The organism is Streptomyces sp. SLBN-31, from assembly GCF_006715395.1.
In the GTDB taxonomy this organism is placed as follows: Bacteria; Actinomycetota; Actinomycetes; order Streptomycetales; family Streptomycetaceae; genus Streptomyces.
This window is the reverse complement of record NZ_VFNC01000003.1, coordinates 1,038,972-1,055,370: the sequence shown is the minus strand read 5'-3', so window position 1 is coordinate 1,055,370 and position 16,399 is coordinate 1,038,972. Positions and strand designations below refer to the sequence as shown.

Annotated in this window: 17 protein-coding genes; 9 read left to right on the top strand and 8 right to left on the bottom strand. The window is 70.5% G+C overall.

Annotated elements, in window-relative coordinates; genetic code table 11:
* The first annotated feature begins 41 nt into the window (after nt 1–41).
* The 4 genes from nhaA to FBY22_RS45630 all read left to right on the top strand — a co-directional run bounded on the left by nhaA (nt 42) and on the right by FBY22_RS45630 (nt 3,320).
* Nucleotides 42–1,478, top strand: coding sequence for a Na+/H+ antiporter NhaA (nhaA, locus tag FBY22_RS42475; protein ID WP_142154105.1), 1,437 nt, complete (start codon nt 42–44; stop codon nt 1,476–1,478).
* An 87-nt stretch (nt 1,479–1,565) separates the two neighbouring features.
* Nucleotides 1,566–2,060 carry a phage holin family protein gene (locus tag FBY22_RS42470; RefSeq protein WP_142154103.1) on the top strand — a complete coding sequence of 165 codons (495 nt, stop codon included), beginning with the start codon at nt 1,566–1,568 and terminating at the stop codon, nt 2,058–2,060.
* The gene (locus tag FBY22_RS42465) at nt 2,057–3,010 is read left to right on the top strand and encodes an alpha/beta fold hydrolase (RefSeq protein ID WP_142154101.1); all 954 of its coding nucleotides are present in this window, start codon (nt 2,057–2,059) and stop codon (nt 3,008–3,010) included. Before FBY22_RS42470 ends, FBY22_RS42465 begins: the two co-directional genes overlap by 4 nt.
* A 127-nt stretch (nt 3,011–3,137) precedes the next feature.
* The gene (locus FBY22_RS45630; protein WP_142154100.1) at nt 3,138–3,320 is read left to right on the top strand and encodes a hypothetical protein; all 183 of its coding nucleotides are present in this window, start codon (nt 3,138–3,140) and stop codon (nt 3,318–3,320) included.
* A gap of 33 nt (nt 3,321–3,353) precedes the next feature.
* Here FBY22_RS45630 and FBY22_RS42455 read toward each other — a convergent pair whose 3' ends face one another.
* The 3 genes from FBY22_RS42455 to nth form a co-directional block, all read right to left on the bottom strand.
* The gene (locus FBY22_RS42455; RefSeq protein ID WP_142154693.1) at nt 3,354–4,553 is read right to left on the bottom strand and encodes a MarP family serine protease; all 1,200 of its coding nucleotides are present in this window, start codon (nt 4,551–4,553) and stop codon (nt 3,354–3,356) included.
* A 13-nt stretch (nt 4,554–4,566) separates the two neighbouring features.
* On the bottom strand, nt 4,567–5,262 hold the full coding sequence (locus FBY22_RS42450; RefSeq protein ID WP_142154097.1) for a CoA pyrophosphatase: 696 nt from the start codon (nt 5,260–5,262) through the stop codon (nt 4,567–4,569).
* Between the two features lie 76 nt (nt 5,263–5,338).
* Nucleotides 5,339–6,343 (bottom strand): endonuclease III, encoded by a 1,005-nt coding sequence (gene nth / locus FBY22_RS42445; RefSeq protein ID WP_260845418.1) that lies wholly within the window; start codon nt 6,341–6,343, stop codon nt 5,339–5,341.
* Nucleotides 6,344–6,703: 360 nt separating this feature from the next.
* On the opposite strand from nth, the gene FBY22_RS42435 reads away from it, so the two are divergent.
* Nucleotides 6,704–7,378: a Crp/Fnr family transcriptional regulator gene (locus FBY22_RS42435; RefSeq protein WP_058924095.1), complete on the top strand. Its 675-nt coding sequence runs from the start codon at nt 6,704–6,706 to the stop codon at nt 7,376–7,378.
* Between the two features lie 102 nt (nt 7,379–7,480).
* Nucleotides 7,481–8,302 carry a nucleotidyltransferase domain-containing protein gene (locus FBY22_RS42430; protein ID WP_142154092.1) on the top strand — a complete coding sequence of 274 codons (822 nt, stop codon included), beginning with the start codon at nt 7,481–7,483 and terminating at the stop codon, nt 8,300–8,302.
* Between the two features lie 7 nt (nt 8,303–8,309).
* Here FBY22_RS42430 and FBY22_RS42425 read toward each other — a convergent pair whose 3' ends face one another.
* From FBY22_RS42425 to FBY22_RS42410, 4 genes are read right to left on the bottom strand one after another with little or no spacing between them, the layout of a single operon-like run.
* Nucleotides 8,310–9,140, bottom strand: a complete 831-nt coding sequence (locus FBY22_RS42425) for an MBL fold metallo-hydrolase (RefSeq protein ID WP_142154090.1) — start codon at nt 9,138–9,140, stop codon at nt 8,310–8,312.
* Nucleotides 9,141–9,142: 2 nt separating this feature from the next.
* Nucleotides 9,143–10,018, bottom strand: a complete 876-nt coding sequence (locus tag FBY22_RS42420; RefSeq protein ID WP_142154088.1) for an NUDIX hydrolase — start codon at nt 10,016–10,018, stop codon at nt 9,143–9,145.
* Between the two features lie 60 nt (nt 10,019–10,078).
* On the bottom strand, nt 10,079–10,543 hold the full coding sequence (locus FBY22_RS42415; protein WP_142154086.1) for a RidA family protein: 465 nt from the start codon (nt 10,541–10,543) through the stop codon (nt 10,079–10,081).
* Complete coding sequence (locus tag FBY22_RS42410) at nt 10,543–10,701, bottom strand: DUF4177 domain-containing protein (protein WP_019992579.1); 159 nt, start codon at nt 10,699–10,701, stop codon at nt 10,543–10,545. The genes FBY22_RS42415 and FBY22_RS42410 overlap by 1 nt, the downstream gene beginning before the upstream one ends.
* A 95-nt stretch (nt 10,702–10,796) precedes the next feature.
* On the opposite strand from FBY22_RS42410, the gene FBY22_RS42405 reads away from it, so the two are divergent.
* Together FBY22_RS42405 and FBY22_RS42400 are read left to right on the top strand one after the other, a co-directional pair.
* Complete coding sequence (locus tag FBY22_RS42405) at nt 10,797–11,774, top strand: ArsA-related P-loop ATPase (protein WP_142154084.1); 978 nt, start codon at nt 10,797–10,799, stop codon at nt 11,772–11,774.
* 58 nt (nt 11,775–11,832) lie between these two features.
* Nucleotides 11,833–13,179 carry an ArsA family ATPase gene (locus FBY22_RS42400; protein WP_142154082.1) on the top strand — a complete coding sequence of 449 codons (1,347 nt, stop codon included), beginning with the start codon at nt 11,833–11,835 and terminating at the stop codon, nt 13,177–13,179.
* Nucleotides 13,180–13,265: 86 nt separating this feature from the next.
* Here FBY22_RS42400 and wblA read toward each other — a convergent pair whose 3' ends face one another.
* Nucleotides 13,266–13,604 (bottom strand): transcriptional regulator WblA, encoded by a 339-nt coding sequence (wblA, locus tag FBY22_RS42395; protein WP_058924101.1) that lies wholly within the window; start codon nt 13,602–13,604, stop codon nt 13,266–13,268.
* Nucleotides 13,605–14,011: 407 nt separating this feature from the next.
* On the opposite strand from wblA, the gene FBY22_RS42385 reads away from it, so the two are divergent.
* Nucleotides 14,012–16,270 (top strand): transglycosylase domain-containing protein, encoded by a 2,259-nt coding sequence (locus FBY22_RS42385; RefSeq protein ID WP_142154080.1) that lies wholly within the window; start codon nt 14,012–14,014, stop codon nt 16,268–16,270.
* Nucleotides 16,271–16,399: the final 129 nt, after the last annotated feature.

Genomic DNA, 16,399 nt, shown 5'->3' with positions numbered 1-16,399 from the left:
GGCGAAGAGCACTGCCCTGCCCACCGACCGGAGGTCTCCCCGTGTCCCCCGCCCGCAGCAGCACCCCCCGCAAGGTCCTCGGACGCCTCTCCCTGCCCGAACGGACCTACGTCGCGGACGCGCTGCGCACCGAGACCGTCGGTGGCGTACTGCTGCTCGCGGCCGCGGTCACGGCACTGATCTGGGCGAACATCCCCGCGCTGCACGACAGTTACGAGAGCGTCAGCCACTTCCGCTTCGGCCCGGCTGCCCTCGGACTGCACCTCTCGGTCGCCCACTGGGCCGCCGACGGCCTGCTCGCGGTCTTCTTCTTCGTGGCCGGCATCGAGCTGAAACGCGAGCTCGTCGCCGGTGACCTGCGCGACCCCAAGGCCGCCGTCCTGCCGGTCGTCGCGGCCCTGTGCGGCATGGCCGTACCGGCGCTCGTGTACACCCTCACCAACATCACCGGCGCCGGCTCCCTCCGGGGCTGGGCGGTACCGACCGCCACCGACATCGCCTTCGCGCTCGCCGTGCTCGCCGTCATCGGCACATCCCTGCCGAGCGCCCTGCGCGCCTTCCTGCTCACCCTCGCCGTCGTCGACGACCTCTTCGCGATCCTGATCATCGCCGTCTTCTTCACCGGCTCCATCGACTTCGCCGCGCTCGGCGGCGCCGTCGTGGGGCTCGCGGTCTTCTGGCTGCTTCTGAGGAAGGGCGTGCGCGGCTGGTACGTGTACGCCCCCCTCGCGCTCGTCATCTGGGGGCTGATGTACAACAGCGGGGTCCACGCGACCATCGCGGGCGTCGCCATGGGTCTGATGCTGCGCTGCCACCGCCACGAGGGCGAGGCACACTCCCCCGGGGAGCAGATCGAACACCTGGTGCGCCCCCTGTCGGCGGGTCTCGCCGTTCCCCTGTTCGCGCTGTTCAGCGCGGGTGTCGCCGTCTCGGGCGGGGCGCTGGGCGATGTGTTCACCAAGCCGGAGACGCTGGGCGTGGTGCTGGGGCTCGTGGTCGGCAAGGCGGTCGGGATCTTCGGCGGCACCTGGCTGACGGCACGTTTCACCAGGGCCTCGCTCAGCGGGGATCTCGAGTGGGCGGACGTGTTCGCGGTGGCCACGCTGGCCGGCATCGGCTTCACGGTGTCGCTGCTCATCGGGGAGCTGGCCTTCGACGGCGACGCCGTACTGACCGACGAGGTCAAGGCCGCCGTACTGACCGGGTCCCTCATCGCCGCGACCCTGGCGACCGTGCTGCTTAAGATCCGCAACGCCAAGTACCGCAGGCTGTGCGAGGCCGAGGAGCGGGACGAGGACGCCGACGGCATCCCGGACATCTACGAGGAGGACGACCCGGCGTACCACCTGCGGATGGCGGCGATCCACGAGAAGAAGGCCGCCGAGCACCGCCGGATCGCCGAGGAGAAGGCCGCCGAGCGAGGCGCGGTTGCCCAAGTGCCGGGCGGGGCAGGCGATGATGACAGCCGTCCGGCATGATCTGACGGGACGGTACAAAAGTTCCGTGGGAACGACGTACAAAAGTTCCGTGGGAACACAGACGGTAGGCAGAAGAGGGAGATCGCGATGAGCGCACCCGACGGCAGCCCGGTCGGCGCCGAACGCAGCATCGGCCAGTTGTTCGCCTCGGCGACGACCGAATTGTCGGCGCTGGTGCACGACGAGATCGCGCTGGCCAAGGCGCAGCTCAAGCAGGACGTCAAGCGCGGCGCGACGAGCGGCGGCGCGTTCACCGGGGCCGGCGCGGTCCTGGTGTTCTCGCTGCCGATGCTGAACTTCGCGCTGGCCTACGGGATCCGCACCTGGAGCGACTGGAACCTGGCGATCTGCTTCCTGCTGTCGTTCGCGGCGAACGTGCTGGTCGCGGCCGTGCTCGCGCTCATCGGCATGTCCTTCGCCAAGAAGGCGAAGAAGAGCCAGGGCCCGCAGAAGGTCGCCGCGTCCATGAAGGAGACCGCGGGCGTCCTGCAGAAGGCCAAGCCGCACCCGCGGCCGGAGCATCCGGCGATCGAGGACCGCGCCCCCGCGGCCATCGAGGCTGTGGCACGCTCGTCCTCATGACGGATCCCGCCACACCATCGGCGCAACCCACCTCGGTCGTACGGCCGGACGCCCTCCCCGACGGGACGAAGGTGACGCATCGCGACGTCGCCGCGAACGGCGCCCGCTTCCACATCGCCGAGGCCGGCGACGGCCCGCTGGTGCTGCTGCTGCACGGCTTCCCGCAGTTCTGGTGGACCTGGCGGCACCAGCTGACCGCGCTGGCCGACGCGGGCTTCCGGGCCGTCGCCATGGACCTGCGGGGCGTCGGCGGCAGCGACCGCACCCCGCGCGGGTACGACCCGACGAACCTCGTCCTCGACATCACCGGCGTCGTCCGCTCCCTCGGTGAGCCGGACGCCGCGCTGGTCGGCCACGACCTGGGCGGATACCTGGCGTGGACGGCCGCGGTGATGCGCCCGAAGCTGGTACGGCGGCTCGCCGTCACGTCCATGCCGCATCCGCGGCGCTGGCGCTCGGCGATGGTCACCGACGTCAAGCAGACGCGCGCCGGTTCCTACATCTGGGGGTTCCAGCGCCCCTGGATCCCCGAGCGGCAGCTCACCGCCGACGACGGGGCGCAGGTGGCCGAGCTGATCCGGGAGTGGTCCGGCCCCCGCCAGCCGGACGACGAGACGCTGGACACCTACCGGCGCGCGATGTGCATCCCGTCCACGGCCCACTGCTCGGTGGAGCCGTACCGGTGGATGGTGCGCTCCCTGGCCCGGCCGGACGGCATCCAGTTCAACCGGCGGATGAAGCGGCCGCTGCGGGTTCCGACCCTGCACCTGCACGGCTCCCTGGACCCCGTGATGCGCACCCGCAGCGCGGCCGGCTCCGGCGAGTACGTCGAAGCGCCCTACCGCTGGCGGCTGTTCGACGGGCTCGGGCACTTCCCGCACGAGGAGGATCCGGCCGCCTTCTCGGCCGAACTGATCAACTGGCTCAAGGATCCCGAGCCCGATCGGTGATCGTTCCGTCGCGCCCAGTATCCGGAACTGAACACCTGTCCTACGAACAGCCAATTGCCTGACGCATAGGCCAATTGGGGGCCGTGGGGGCGGTTATCGACCTTGGGGCAGGGGCAGACGTCCGGGTATGGGCTGGACGCACGACTACAGTGACGCAGTTCGCAATCGCCGCTCGGCCACCGGCCTGAGCCCCCACCAGCGAGGAGGCACCCCGCAGATGCAGGGTACGGACCTCCGGGTGGGCATTCCGCGCATCCTGCGCCGCCGGGCCCGATGGGTCTCGGTACGCCTGCGTCACCCGCGCGGCTGACGCCCCTTCATTCACCGGGTTCCCGTACGACGTCTACAGCGCGCAACTGTCGCTGTCGACCTGCTGGTTCGCGCTGCGCCCCTGGGCGATGTCCTCCTGGATCTCGTCCGCGGTGAGCGCGTAGCCGGTGTCGGCGTCGTCGAGGGACTTGGCGAACACCACGCCGTACACCTCCCCCTGGGGGGTGAGCAGCGGTCCGCCGGAGTTGCCCTGGCGGACGGTCGCGTACAGCGAGTACACGTCCCGGCGCACGGTGCCGCGATGGTAGATGTCCGGGCCGTTGGCCGGGATGCGGCCACGCACGCGTGCGGCGCGGACGTCGTACGAGCCGTTCTCGGGGAAGCCCGCGATGATCGCGCCGTCGCCGCTCCTGGCGTCGGTCGCCGAGAACTTCAGGGCGGGCGCCTTGAGGTCGGGCACGTCGAGGACGGCGATGTCGCGGTGCCAGTCGTAGAGGACGACCGTGGCGTCGTACTTCCTGCCCTCGCCGCCTATCTGGACGGTGGGCTCGTCGACGCCGCCGACCACGTGCGCGTTGGTCATGACGCGGCGGTCGCCGAAGACGAAGCCGGAGCCCTCCAGGACCTTGCCGCAGCTCGTGGCGGTGCCCATGACCTTGACGATGGACTTCTTCGCGCGCGTGGCCACGGGACTGTTGGCGAGGGCCGGGTCCGGGGGCCGGACGTCGGTGATCGGCTCGTTCGAAAACGGGCTGAAGACCTGCGGGAAGCCGTTCTGCGCGAGGACCGAGGAGAAGTCGGCGAACCAGGTGTCGGCCTGGTTGGGCAGCGCCCGGGAGACTCCGAGGAGCACCTTGGAGCTGCGCACCTCCTTGCCGAGCGTCGGCAGGGTCGTGCCGGCGAGGGCGGAGCCGATCAGCCAGGCCACCAGGAGCATCGCGACGACGTTGACGAGGGCGCCGCCGGTGGCGTCCAGGGCGCGGGCCGGGGACCAGGTGATGTACCGGCGCAGCTTGTTGCCGAGGTGGGTGGTGAGGGCCTGCCCCACGGAGGCGCAGACGATCACGACGACGACCGCGACCACGGCGGCTGTGGTGCTCACCTCCGCGTTGTCGGTCAGCGCGTCCCAGACGACGGGCAGTGTGTAGACCGCTACGAGACCGCCGCCCAGGAAGCCGATCACCGACAGGATGCCGACGACGAAGCCCTGGCGATAGCCGACGATCGCGAACCACACGGCGGCGACCAGCAACAGGATGTCCAGCACATTCACGGTGGACACCCTGTCATGACCGCCAGTCGAGCGGGACCTGCTTCTCCCGGTCCCAGGGGCGCTCCCAGCCGGAGTAGTGCAGCAGACGGTCGATGATCCCGGCCGTGAACCCCCATACGAGGGCCGATTCGACCAGGAATGCCGGACCTCGGTGCCCGCTGGGGTGCACCGTGGTGGCGCGGTTGGCCGGGTCCGTGAGATCCGCCACGGGGACGGTGAAGACCCTCGCCGTCTCGTTCGGATCGACCGCGGCGACCGGGCTCGGCTCGCGCCACCACCCCATCACCGGTGTCACCACGAAGCCGCTGACCGGGATGTACAGCTTGGGCAGCACGCCGAAGAGCTGCACGCCGGACGGGTCGAGTCCGGTCTCCTCCTCGGCCTCGCGCAGAGCGGCCCGCAGGGGCCCGTCGGTGTGCGGGTCGCCGTCCTCGGGGTCGAGGGCGCCGCCGGGGAAGGACGGCTGTCCCGCGTGCGACCTGAGGGAGCCCGCCCGCTCCATGAGCAGCAGTTCGGGACCGCGTTCACCCTCGCCGAACAGGACGAGCACGGCCGACTGCCGGCCCGCGCCGTCCTCGGGCGGCAGGAAGCGGCTCAGCTGAAGCGGCTGCACCGTCTCCACGGCCCGCACCACCGGGCCGAGCCAGTCGGGCAGGCCCTCCTTGCTGAGTGTCACCGGCCCGCCCTGCGTATCGCTCGCTCGTGTCATCGCCACCCCCGTCGTCCTGCCCGTTCCAACGCCCGGCAGGCCCTTGATCGTTCCTCGCGCCGGCGTGTCCGGTCCGTCATCCGGCGCCCAGCGGCGGCGCCGCCCTGCCGCCGGCGTCCAGGTAGGCCTGCGGCGGGTTGAGGCGCTGGCCCGGGAAGCCGCCCTTCTCGTACTTCAGGAGCTTCTTGGCCTTCTCGGGGTCCGTCTCGCCCTCGCCGTAGGCCGGGCAGAGCGGGGCGATGGGGCAGGCGCCGCAGGCGGGCTTGCGGGCGTGGCAGATGCGGCGGCCGTGCCAGATGACGTGGTGCGAGAGGTCGGTCCAGTCGCTCTTCGGGAAGAGCGCTGCCACGGCGGCCTCGATCTTGTCGGGATCGGTCTCCGCGGTCCACTGCCAGCGCCGCACGAGCCGCTGGAAGTGGGTGTCCACGGTGATGCCGGGGCGGCCGAAGGCGTTGCCGAGCACGACGAAGGCGGTCTTGCGGCCGACGCCGGGCAACTTGACGAGGTCCTCCAGCCTGCCGGGCACCTCACCGCCGAACTGCTCCACGAGCGCCTTCGAAAGCCCTGTCACCGACTTGGTCTTGGCCCGGAAGAAGCCGGTCGGGCGGAGGATCTCCTCGACCTCCTCGGGGTTGGCGGCGGCCAGGTCCTCGGGGGTGGGGTACTTGGCGAAGAGCGCCGGGGTCGTCTGATTGACCCTCAGGTCGGTTGTCTGGGCGGACAGAACGGTGGCGACGACGAGCTGGAAGGGGTTCTCGAAGTCCAACTCCGGGTGGGCGTACGGGTAGACCTCGGCGAGTTCGCGGTTGATGCGGCGGGCGCGGCGCACGAGCACGGTCTGCGACTCGCCCTTGGGCGGCGCCGCGACGGGCTTGGCCGCGGGGGCGCCCTTGACGGCGGCGGAGGCCTTCTTCGGGGCGACGGTCGCCTTCTTGACGGCTGCGGTCTTCTTCACGGCCGTCTGGTTCCCCGTCGTCTTTTTCGCAGCCGCCTTCTTCGTAACCGTCTTTTTCGCAGTCGTCTTCTTCGCGGTCGTCTTCTCCGCGGTCGTCTTCTTCGCGGTCGTCTTCTCCGCGGTCACCTTCTTCGCCACAGCCTTACCGCCCGCCACACTCCCTGTCCCTTTTGCCGGTTTCCTTCCGCCGCCGGAGTCTTGTTCGCCCACAGCGGAATCACGACGTGCAGCCACCCGTCCAGCCCCCTTGGCCTGTGCTCTCACCGGCGATTTGGACACCCGGCCAGCCTAGAGCCCGTCACTGACATCCGCCCCGGACCCAAAGGATCGGCCCCCAATTGGACCCCTGCCGCTTACCTCGGGACACCAGTGCGGCATCCTTGTGACAGATCACACTGTTTGGACCGTCCGGCAAGATGGGGAACACGGTCCCCTGGTACCAAGGGGGAGCAAGATCCCCTGAGCAGGTCGACAAGGAGAGAACTCGTGGACGACGTTCTGCGGCGGAACCCGCTCTTCGCGGCGCTCGACGACGAGCAGGCCGCGGAGCTCCGCGCCTCCATGAGTGAGGTGACCCTCGCGCGCGGCGACTCGCTCTTCCACGAGGGCGACCCCGGTGACCGGCTCTACGTGGTCACCGAGGGCAAGGTCAAGCTGCACCGCACCTCCCCCGACGGCCGCGAGAACATGCTCGCCGTCGTCGGCCCCGGCGAACTGATCGGCGAGCTGTCGCTGTTCGACCCGGGCCCGCGCACCGCCACGGCCACCGCGCTGACCGAGGTCAAGCTGCTCGGTCTCGGCCACGGCGACCTCCAGCCCTGGCTGAACGTCCGCCCCGAGGTGGCCGGCGCCCTGCTGCGCGCCGTCGCGCGGCGTCTGCGCAAGACCAACGACCAGATGTCCGACCTGGTCTTCTCGGACGTTCCCGGCCGTGTCGCCCGCGCCCTGCTGGACCTCTCGCGCCGCTTCGGCGTGCAGTCCGAGGAGGGCATCCACGTCGTCCACGACCTCACCCAGGAGGAGCTGGCCCAGCTGGTCGGCGCGTCCCGGGAGACGGTCAACAAGGCGCTGGCCGACTTCGCGCAGCGGGGCTGGCTCCGCCTGGAGGCGCGTGCGGTGATCCTGCTGGACGTCGAGCGGCTGGCGAAGCGGTCCCGCTGACGCTCGGACCCGGCCGGGTCGGCCGGGGGCTCCGCCCACGGACCCCCGTTCGGCCCGGGTGGCCTCGTCCTCGAACGCCGGACGGGCTGCTTCAGTACCCCCATGGCCGAAAAGGTGCTCTCCAAGGGGCTCGACCCGCAGGGCTACATCGAGCGTGAAGGCTCCCTGGGCCGCGTTCCGCACGCCTTCCGCCCCGTCGTCGCCGCGGCCCGCGACCGGCTGCTGCACGTCTTCGGCGCCCTGCTGCACAGCGCGTACCTCTACGGGTCGATTCCGCGCGGCACCGCGCGCGTGGGGCGCAGCGACCTGGATCTGCTGGTCGCCCTGCGCGAGGAGCCGTCCGACGCGGACCGGGACGCCGTACGGGCTCTGGGTGAAGCGCTCGACGCGGAGTTCCCGCAGATCGACGGGGTCGGCACGCTCCTCTTCGGCCGGGCGCGGCTGCTCAGCGACGCCGAGACGTACGACCTCGGGTGGTTCGTGGCCTGTCTGTGCACCCCGCTGCTCGGGGAGGACCTCGCCGAGTACCTGCCGCGCTACCGGCCCGACTCCCGGCTCGCCCGCGAGACCAACGGCGACCTGGCGCTGCTCCTTCCCCGCTGGCGCGAGCGCGTCGCGGCCGCCGACGCCACCGAGACGGCCCTGCGGCCCCTGGTGCGCTTCCTGTCGCGCCATCTCGTCCGCACCGGGTTCACGCTGGTCATGCCCCGCTGGAACGGCTGGACGAGCGATCTGACGGAGATGGCGGAGATCTTCGGCGCGTACTACCCGGAGCGGTCCGAGCAGATGCGCGCGGCCGCCGTACGCGGCCGTGAACCGACCGGCGACCTCGCCGTGCTGCGCTCCTACGTCGACGACCTCGGACCGTGGCTCGCCGACGAGTACACGCGCGTGCACGGCGTGAAATCCCCCCGGCCGGACTAGGCAGGGCCTAGATCAGCCCGTGCTCCTCCAGGTAGTCCATCTGCGCCCGCACCGACAGTTCGGCCGCCGGCCACAGGGAGCGGTCCACGTCCGCGTAGACGTGCGCGACGACCTGGGAGGGGGTGCGGTAGCCGTCCTCGACCGCCGTCTCGACCTGGGCGAGGCGGTGGGCGCGGTGGGCCAGGTAGAACTCGACGGCGCCCTGGGCGTCCTCCAGGACGGGACCGTGGCCCGGCAGGACGGTGTGGACGCCGTCGTCGACCGTCAGCGAGCGCAGCCGGCGCAGCGAGTCCAGGTAGTCGCCCAGCCGGCCGTCGGGGTGCGCCACGACCGTCGTACCGCGCCCAAGGACGGTGTCGCCGGTCAGGACGGCCCGGTCGGCCGGCAGGTGGAAGCACAGGGAGTCCGAGGTGTGGCCCGGAGTGGGGACGACCCTGAGCTCCAGTCCGCCGACGGCTATCACGTCACCGGCCGCGAGGCCCTCGTCGCCCAGCCGCAGCGCCGGGTCCAGGGCACGCACGCGCGTGGCGGTCAGCTCGGCGAAACGGGCGGCGCCCTCAGCGTGGTCGGGGTGGCCGTGGGTGAGGAGGGTGAGGGCGATGCGCTTGCCGGCCTGCTCGGCCGTGTCGACGACCGTGCGCAGGTGGCCCTCGTCCAGCGGGCCGGGATCGACGACGACGGCCAGGTCGGAGTCGGGTTCGGAGAGGATCCAGGTGTTGGTGCCGTCGAGGGTCATCGGCGAGGCGTTCGGGGCCAGGACGTTGACGGCCCGGGGCGTGGCGGGGCCGGTCAGGACCCCGCCCCTGGGCCGGCCGGGGAGGGTGCTCGCGTCGGTCATGCTCAGGCTCCACCGGTCGGAAGGTCGGTCGGGATGCGCTTGGTGAACTCGTCGTGACCGGGCCAGGTCAGCACGATCCGGCCGTCCTCCAGACGGGCCTGTGCCAGTACGGCGGTCATGTCCTGCGCGGGGGCGGCGGCGAGCGCGTCGGCGGCCGAGCCGTACGGGGCGAGGCGGCGCAGCGTGGCGATGGTGGGCGGCATCATCAGCAGCTCGCCCTTGTCGTAGCCCTCGGCCGCGTCCCCGGGCCGGATCCACACCGTGCGGTCGGCCTCCGTGGAGGCGTTGCGGGTGCGCTGGCCGTGCGGCAGGGCGGCAACGAAGAAGAAGGTGTCGTAGCGGCGGGACTCGAACTCCGGGGTGATCCAGCGCGCCCAGGCGCCGAGCAGGTCCGAGCGCAGCACCAGGCCGCGGCGGTCGAGGAACTCGGCGAAGGAGAAGTCGCGGGCGACCAGGGCGGCGCGGTCGGCCTCCCAGTCCTCGCCCGTGGTGTCGCCGACCACGGAGTCGGCGGAGGGCCCGGCGAGCAGGACGCCCGCCTCCTCGTACGTCTCGCGGACGGCCGCGCAGACGATGGCCTGGGCCGTGCGCTCGTCGACGCCGAGCCGCTCGGCCCACCACGCGCGCGTGGGGCCCGCCCAGCGGACGTGGTGCTCGTCGTCGCGCGGGTCGACGCCGCCGCCCGGATACGCGTACGCGCCTCCGGCGAAGGCCATGGAGGCGCGTCTGCGCAGCATGTGGACGACGGGACCGCCGTCGGTGTCCTTCAGGAGCATGACGGTGGCCGCGCGCTTGGGGACCACCGGAGTGAGCGTGCCCTCCGCGAGCGCGCGGATGCGCTCCGGCCAGTCCTGCGGAAACCACTGCCCATTCGCCATGGCCGGAGGCTATCCCGTGGTGCGCGAATGTTCGAGAGGTCCCCGAGGTCAGAGCGGTGGCTACGGAACCAGCTCGACCTGGACCTCGACCTCCACGGGCGCGTCCAGCGGCAGCACCGCCACGCCGACGGCGCTGCGGGCGTGCACACCCTTGTCGCCGAGGACCGCGCCGAGCAGCTCGCTGGCGCCGTTGATCACGCCGGGCTGGCCGGTGAAGTCGGCCGCCGAGGCGACGAAGCCGACGACCTTCACCACGCGCGCGATGCGGTCCAGGTCGCCGGCGACCGACTTGACGGCGGCCAGGGCGTTCAGGGCGCAGGTGCGGGCCAGGTCCTTGGCCTCCTCGGCCGTGACCTCGGCACCGACCTTGCCGGTGACCGGAAGCTTGCCCTCGACCATCGGGAGCTGGCCGGAGGTGTAGACGTACACACCCGACTGAACGGCCGGCTGGTAGGCGGCGAGCGGCGGGACGACCTCCGGCAGCGTGAGACCGAGTTCGGCCAGCCGGGCCTCGACGGCGCCCATTACGGCTTCTCCCGCTTCAGGTAGGCCACCAGCTGCTCGGGGTTGTTCGGCCCGGGCACGACCTGGACGAGCTCCCAGCCGTCCTCGCCCCAGGTGTCCAGGATCTGCTTCGTGGCATGGACGAGCAGAGGCACGGTTGCGTATTCCCACTTGGTCATGTGGCCGACTCTAGCCGTTGCCCGGCCACCATCCGTCGTCGAGTTGTCCACAGGCCGTCGCGTGATCCGTACGGCGACTGGTTAGGCTCGAATACGTGAGCAGGCTCCAGGTCGTCAGCGGCAAGGGCGGGACCGGAAAGACCACGGTCGCCGCCGCTCTCGCGCTGGCCCTCGCGACCGAGGGGAAGCGGACGCTTCTCGTCGAGGTCGAGGGGCGCCAGGGCATCGCGCAGCTCTTCGAGACCGAAGCGCTGCCCTACGAGGAGCGGAAGATCGCCGTCGCTCCAGGGGGCGGGGAGGTGTATGCCCTCGCCATCGATCCAGAACTGGCCCTTTTGGACTACCTCCAGATGTTCTACAAACTCGGAGGCGCCGGAAGAGCGTTGAAGAAACTCGGCGCGATCGACTTCGCCACCACCATCGCGCCGGGCGTCAGGGACGTGCTCCTGACCGGCAAGGCCTGCGAGGCGGTGCGCAGGCGGGACAAGAGCGGCCGGTTCGTCTACGACTACATCGTCATGGACGCGCCGCCCACAGGCCGCATCACCCGTTTCCTGAACGTCAACGACGAGGTGGCGGGCCTGGCGAGGATCGGGCCGATACACAACCAGGCGCAGGCCGTGATGCGGGTGCTGAAGTCGGCGGAGACGGCCGTGCACCTGGTGACGCTGCTGGAGGAGATGCCCGTCCAGGAGACCGTGGACGGGATCGCCGAACTACGCGCCGCCAGGCTCCCGGTGGGCCGGATCATCGTCAACATGGTGCGGCCCGAGGTGTTGGACGGGACGGAGCTGGAACTCGTACGCAGCGTGCCGCGTTCCACTGTCGCGAAGGCACTGTCGGCGGCGGGGCTGGGCGGCGCGCGACGGGGCGGGAACGCCGAGAAGCTGGTGGACCCGCTGCTGCAGCAGGCCGAGGAGTACGCCGAGCGGTACGCGCTGGAGCACGAGCAGCGCTCGGTGCTCGCCGAGACGGCCCTGCCGCTGCACGAACTGCCGCTGCTCGCCGAGGGCATGGACCTCGCGGGGCTGTACGAGCTGGCCGCCGAGCTGCGCGGGCAGGGCCTGTCATGAGCCGGAGCACGACGCGCGAGCGCAACAGCCGGAGCACGATCGGGAAGCAGGGGATGTCATGAGTCCGGACCCGGCAGGCGCCCAGGACAGCGCGCGCCAGCACCGCCTCTCCGCCGCGCGCGTCCTCGACGTCGACCCGTTGCTCGACGACCCGAAGACGCGGATCGTGGTGTGCTGCGGCTCGGGCGGCGTGGGCAAGACCACGACGGCCGCCGCGCTGGGCCTGCGGGCCGCCGAACGCGGCCGGAAGGTGGTCGTCCTGACCATCGACCCGGCCCGCCGGCTCGCCCAGTCCATGGGCATCGACTCGCTGGACAACACCCCGCGCCGGGTGAAGGGCGTCGAGGGCGACGGCGAACTGCACGCCATGATGCTGGACATGAAGCGCACCTTCGACGAGATCGTCGAGGCGCACGCGGACGGGGAGCGGGCGGCCGCGATCCTGTCGAACCCCTTCTACCAGTCGCTCTCCGCGGGCTTCGCCGGCACGCAGGAGTACATGGCGATGGAGAAGCTGGGGCAGTTGCGGGCGCGCGACGAGTGGGACCTGATCGTCGTCGACACCCCGCCCTCCCGGTCGGCGCTGGACTTCCTGGACGCCCCGAAGCGGCTCGGGTCCTTCCTGGACGGCAAGTTGATCCGGGTCCTGCTCGCGCCGGCCAAGGTGGGCGGCCGGGCGGGGATGAAGTTCCTGAACGTCGGGATGTCGATGATGACCGGCGCGCTGGGCAAGGTGCTCGGCGGTCAGCTGCTGAAGGACGTCCAGACGTTCGTGGCGGCCATGGACTCGATGTTCGGCGGCTTCCGTACGCGCGCGGACGCCACGTACAAGCTGCTGCAGGCGCCCGGCACGGCGTTCCTGGTGGTGGCGGCCCCGGAGCGGGACGCACTGCGCGAGGCCGCCTACTTCGTGGAACGGCTGGCGGCCGAGGACATGCCGCTCGCCGGTCTGGTGCTCAACCGGGTCCACGGCAGCGGCGCCGACCGGTTGTCGGCCGAGCGCGCTCTCGCCGCCGCGGAAAATCTTGTGGAGTCCCGCATTGTCGATCAGGACGGCGGGAAAGCTGGACTTCGTAACTCTCCCGACACGTACGGCAGTTCAGAATCTCCCGCATCCGAGCCCGCCGAGTCCGAGGCGTCCGGGGCCAACTCCCCCGGTCCGGACGATGAGGACCAGGGTGTCGACCGTCTCGCCGCGGGCCTGCTGAGGCTGCACGCGGAACGTATGCAACTGCTCTCCCGCGAGCAGCGCACGCGTGACCGCTTCACGGCGCTCCACCCCGAGGTCGCGGTGGCCGAAGTGGCCGCGCTGCCCGGCGATGTGCACGACCTCGTGGGCCTGCGGGACATCGGCGACCGGCTCGCGGCCAACCGGCCGGAGCTGCCCGACTCCGTCGTCGACTGAGTCGAGGCGCGCCCTCCTGAGGGGTGGCCTCCCGGTCGCCCTCCTGAGCGGTGCCCTCCCGAGGCGTGCTTTCCCGAGGCGTGCCCTCAGCTCACCGCCGCGTAGTTCTCGTACACCTCGTCGTCGTCGAGCGGCAGGATGCCCACCCCCCGCTCGTACTCCACCCGCGCCGTCTCCAGGAGCCGGCGCCAGGAGGTCACGGTGGGCCGCCTGCGCAGCAGTGCGCGGCGCTCCCGCTCCGTCATGCCTCCCCACACGCCGAACTCGACGCGGTTGTCCAGCGCGTCGGCCAGGCATTCAGTGCGTACCGGACATCCGGTGCACACCGCCTTGGCCCTGTTCTGCGCTGCTCCCTGAACGAACAGTTCATCCGGATCGGTAGTGCGGCAGGCGGCCTGCGCACTCCAGTCGGTTACCCAGCCCATACCGGCGCCGTCCTCTCCCGAATCGAGGCTCCCCCACGGCGGCAGCGGCATATTCACCGCCGCCAGTTGAGGACGTTACGGAAGGTGGGCACAGCGCAACACCCCCTTCGGGCCCAATCTTGAATGGCCCGAACGGACTATGCGTAAGCGGCAGATCACCCGGGGGAGTGAGCTGGTAACATGCGTGACCTTCCCGGCAAAGCGGGACAGTTCCGCTGAGTCACAACGGACGCCAGGTGACACAGAAGGCGGATTCGGACACGCCCCCACCAGAAAGTCGGGGAACTTCCGGAACGATTCGGGGTCGCCGGACGTATTGATACGTGGCCCTACTGCTGTGACAGTTGAGAGCAGCTTAGGCCAAGGCCTATACGCGTGTCCGGCGATTGAGAACGTAGGCTGCCCCCATGCCAAAGAAGCGCTCGGGCGGTGGCCTGTCCCCCACGCAGCAGGCCGCCAAGTTCCTCGGTGTCAGTGTGCTGGCCGGTGCCGTGATGGCCGGTATCGCGCTGCCCGCCGTAGGCGCGCTCGGACTCGCGGCCAAGGGATCGGTGGAGAGCTTCGACGAGCTCCCGGCCAACCTCAAGACCCCGCCGCTGAGCCAGCGCACCACGATCCTCGACGCCGACGGCGGCCAGATCGCCACGGTGTACTCGCGCGACCGTACGGTGGTCGCCCTCAAGGACATCTCGCCGTACATGCAGAAGGCGATCGTCGCGATCGAGGACTCGCGCTACTACCAGCACGGCGCGGTCGACCTGAAGGGCATCCTGCGCGCGCTGAACAAGAACGCGCAGAGCGGCGGCGTCTCCGAGGGCGCCTCCACGCTCACCCAGCAGTACGTGAAGAACGTGTTCATCGAGGAAGCCGGCGACGACCCGACGAAGGTCGCCGAGGCCACCCAGCAGACGCTCGGCCGCAAGATCAAGGAGCTGAAGTACGCGATCCAGGTCGAGGAGGAGCTCGGCAAGAAGAAGATCCTCGAGAACTACCTGAACATCACGTTCTTCGGCGAGCAGGCCTACGGCGTCGAGGCCGCCTCCCAGCGCTACTTCTCCAAGCACGCCAAGGACCTCAACGTCCAGCAGGCGGCGCTGCTCGCGGGCATCGTGCAGTCCCCGAGCCGCTACGACCCGGTCAACGACGAGACGGAGGCCACCAAGCGCCGCAACACCGTGCTGCAGCGCATGGCCGAGCTCGGTGACATCTCGCAGGCCGAGGCCGACAAGGCCAAGAAATCCCCGCTGGGCCTCGACCCCAGCCAGCCGAAGAACGGCTGCATCACCGCCGTGAAGGGCGCGGGCTTCTTCTGCGACTACGTCCGCGAGGTCTTCCTCAACGACCCGATCTTCGGCCGGACCAAGGAGGCCCGGGCCAAGGTCTGGAACCAGGGCGGTCTGACGATCCGCACCACCCTCGACCCGCAGGCCCAGAAGTCGGTGCAGTCGTCGATCAAGGACCACGTCTACAAGAGCGACGACGTGGCCACCGCCGCCACCCTGGTGGAGCCCGGCACCGGCAAGATCCTGGCGATGGGCCAGTCGCGGCCGTACGGCTTCGGCAAGCACGAGACGCAGATCAACCTGTCGGTGAACCAGTCCATGGGCGGCGGCGCGGGCTACCAGCCCGGCTCGACGTTCAAGCCGATCGTGGCCGCGGCCGCCATCGAGGGCGGCACGCCGGCGACGCAGTCGTACTCCTCGCCGTACGAGATGGACTACCCGAGCCCGGTGTCCATCTGCAACGGCCAGCAGTGGCGGGACGATCCGAACAACCCGACCAAGCTGACCAACGAGAGCGAGTCGGAGCACGGCCCGTACAGCATGAAGCAGGCGACCGCGAAGTCGGTCAACACCTACTACGTGCAGCTGATCAGCGACATCGGCATCTGCCCGGTCGTCGACATGGCCAAGAAGATGGGCGTGCAGCGCGCGGACGGCGCCAAGATGCGGCAGGCCCCCTCGATCGCGCTCGGCACCCAGGAGATGTCGCCGCTGACGATGGCGAACGCGTACGCCACCTTCGCCTCGCGCGGCATGTACTGCACGCCGATCTCCATCGAGTCCATCAGCCAGCGGGTCGGCGACAAGACGAAGTCGCTGCAGGTGCCCAAGTCGACCTGCTCGCGGGCGATGTCGGAGAAGACCGCCGACACCGTGACGACGCTGCTGAAGGGCGTGGTCGAGGACGGTACGGGTCAGCAGGCCGGCCTCAGCGACCGCCCGAGCGCCGGTAAGACCGGTACGACCGACAACCGCTACGCGGCCTGGTTCGTGGGGTTCACCCCGAACATGGCGGGCGCGGTCTGGGTCGGCGACCCCACCCACAAGCGCCAGATGAAGCAGATCACCATCGGCGGCGTTTACCACAGCCTGGTCTACGGCGCCGACACACCCGGCCCGATCTGGAAGGACGCCATGACCGGCGCCCTGGAGGGCAAGCCCGTCGAGTCCTTCAACCTCGTCGACATCCCCGACGGAAAAAAGGACAAGGGGAACGGTGACGGGAAGAACGGCGGCAACGACAACGGCGGAAACGGCAACGGCGGGAACAACAACGGCGGCACGGACGGCGGGACCACCTTCCCCACGCCCACCTTCTCCATCCCGGACAACCTGTTCCAGGGCACGACCAACGGGAACGGCAACGGGGGGCGACGCGGCTGACGCGGGAGCCCCAAGGAGCATGCAGGGCTGACGCAGGAGCATGCAGGGCTGACGCGGGAGCCGTAGCACCACGCAGGGCGGCCCCTGTCCCACCTCACCGGTGGGACAGGGGCCGCCCTGCGTTCGCGT

Bases quoted from the DNA above. Each gene is read 5' to 3' on its own strand.
- FBY22_RS42470 (WP_142154103.1), top strand. From the start codon at position 1,566: ATGAGCGCACCCGACGGCAGCCCGGTCGGCGCCGAACGCAGCATCGGC.
- FBY22_RS42465 (WP_142154101.1), top strand. From the start codon at position 2,057: ATGACGGATCCCGCCACACCATCGGCGCAACCCACCTCGGTCGTACGG.
- FBY22_RS45630 (WP_142154100.1), top strand. From the start codon at position 3,138: ATGGGCTGGACGCACGACTACAGTGACGCAGTTCGCAATCGCCGCTCG.
- FBY22_RS42450 (WP_142154097.1), bottom strand. From the start codon at position 5,262: ATGACACGAGCGAGCGATACGCAGGGCGGGCCGGTGACACTCAGCAAG.
- FBY22_RS42430 (WP_142154092.1), top strand. From the start codon at position 7,481: ATGGCCGAAAAGGTGCTCTCCAAGGGGCTCGACCCGCAGGGCTACATC.
- FBY22_RS42425 (WP_142154090.1), bottom strand. From the start codon at position 9,140: ATGACCGACGCGAGCACCCTCCCCGGCCGGCCCAGGGGCGGGGTCCTG.
- FBY22_RS42420 (WP_142154088.1), bottom strand. From the start codon at position 10,018: ATGGCGAATGGGCAGTGGTTTCCGCAGGACTGGCCGGAGCGCATCCGC.
- FBY22_RS42415 (WP_142154086.1), bottom strand. From the start codon at position 10,543: ATGGGCGCCGTCGAGGCCCGGCTGGCCGAACTCGGTCTCACGCTGCCG.
- FBY22_RS42410 (WP_019992579.1), bottom strand. From the start codon at position 10,701: ATGACCAAGTGGGAATACGCAACCGTGCCTCTGCTCGTCCATGCCACG.
- FBY22_RS42400 (WP_142154082.1), top strand. From the start codon at position 11,833: ATGAGTCCGGACCCGGCAGGCGCCCAGGACAGCGCGCGCCAGCACCGC.
- wblA (WP_058924101.1), bottom strand. From the start codon at position 13,604: ATGGGCTGGGTAACCGACTGGAGTGCGCAGGCCGCCTGCCGCACTACC.
- FBY22_RS42385 (WP_142154080.1), top strand. From the start codon at position 14,012: ATGCCAAAGAAGCGCTCGGGCGGTGGCCTGTCCCCCACGCAGCAGGCC.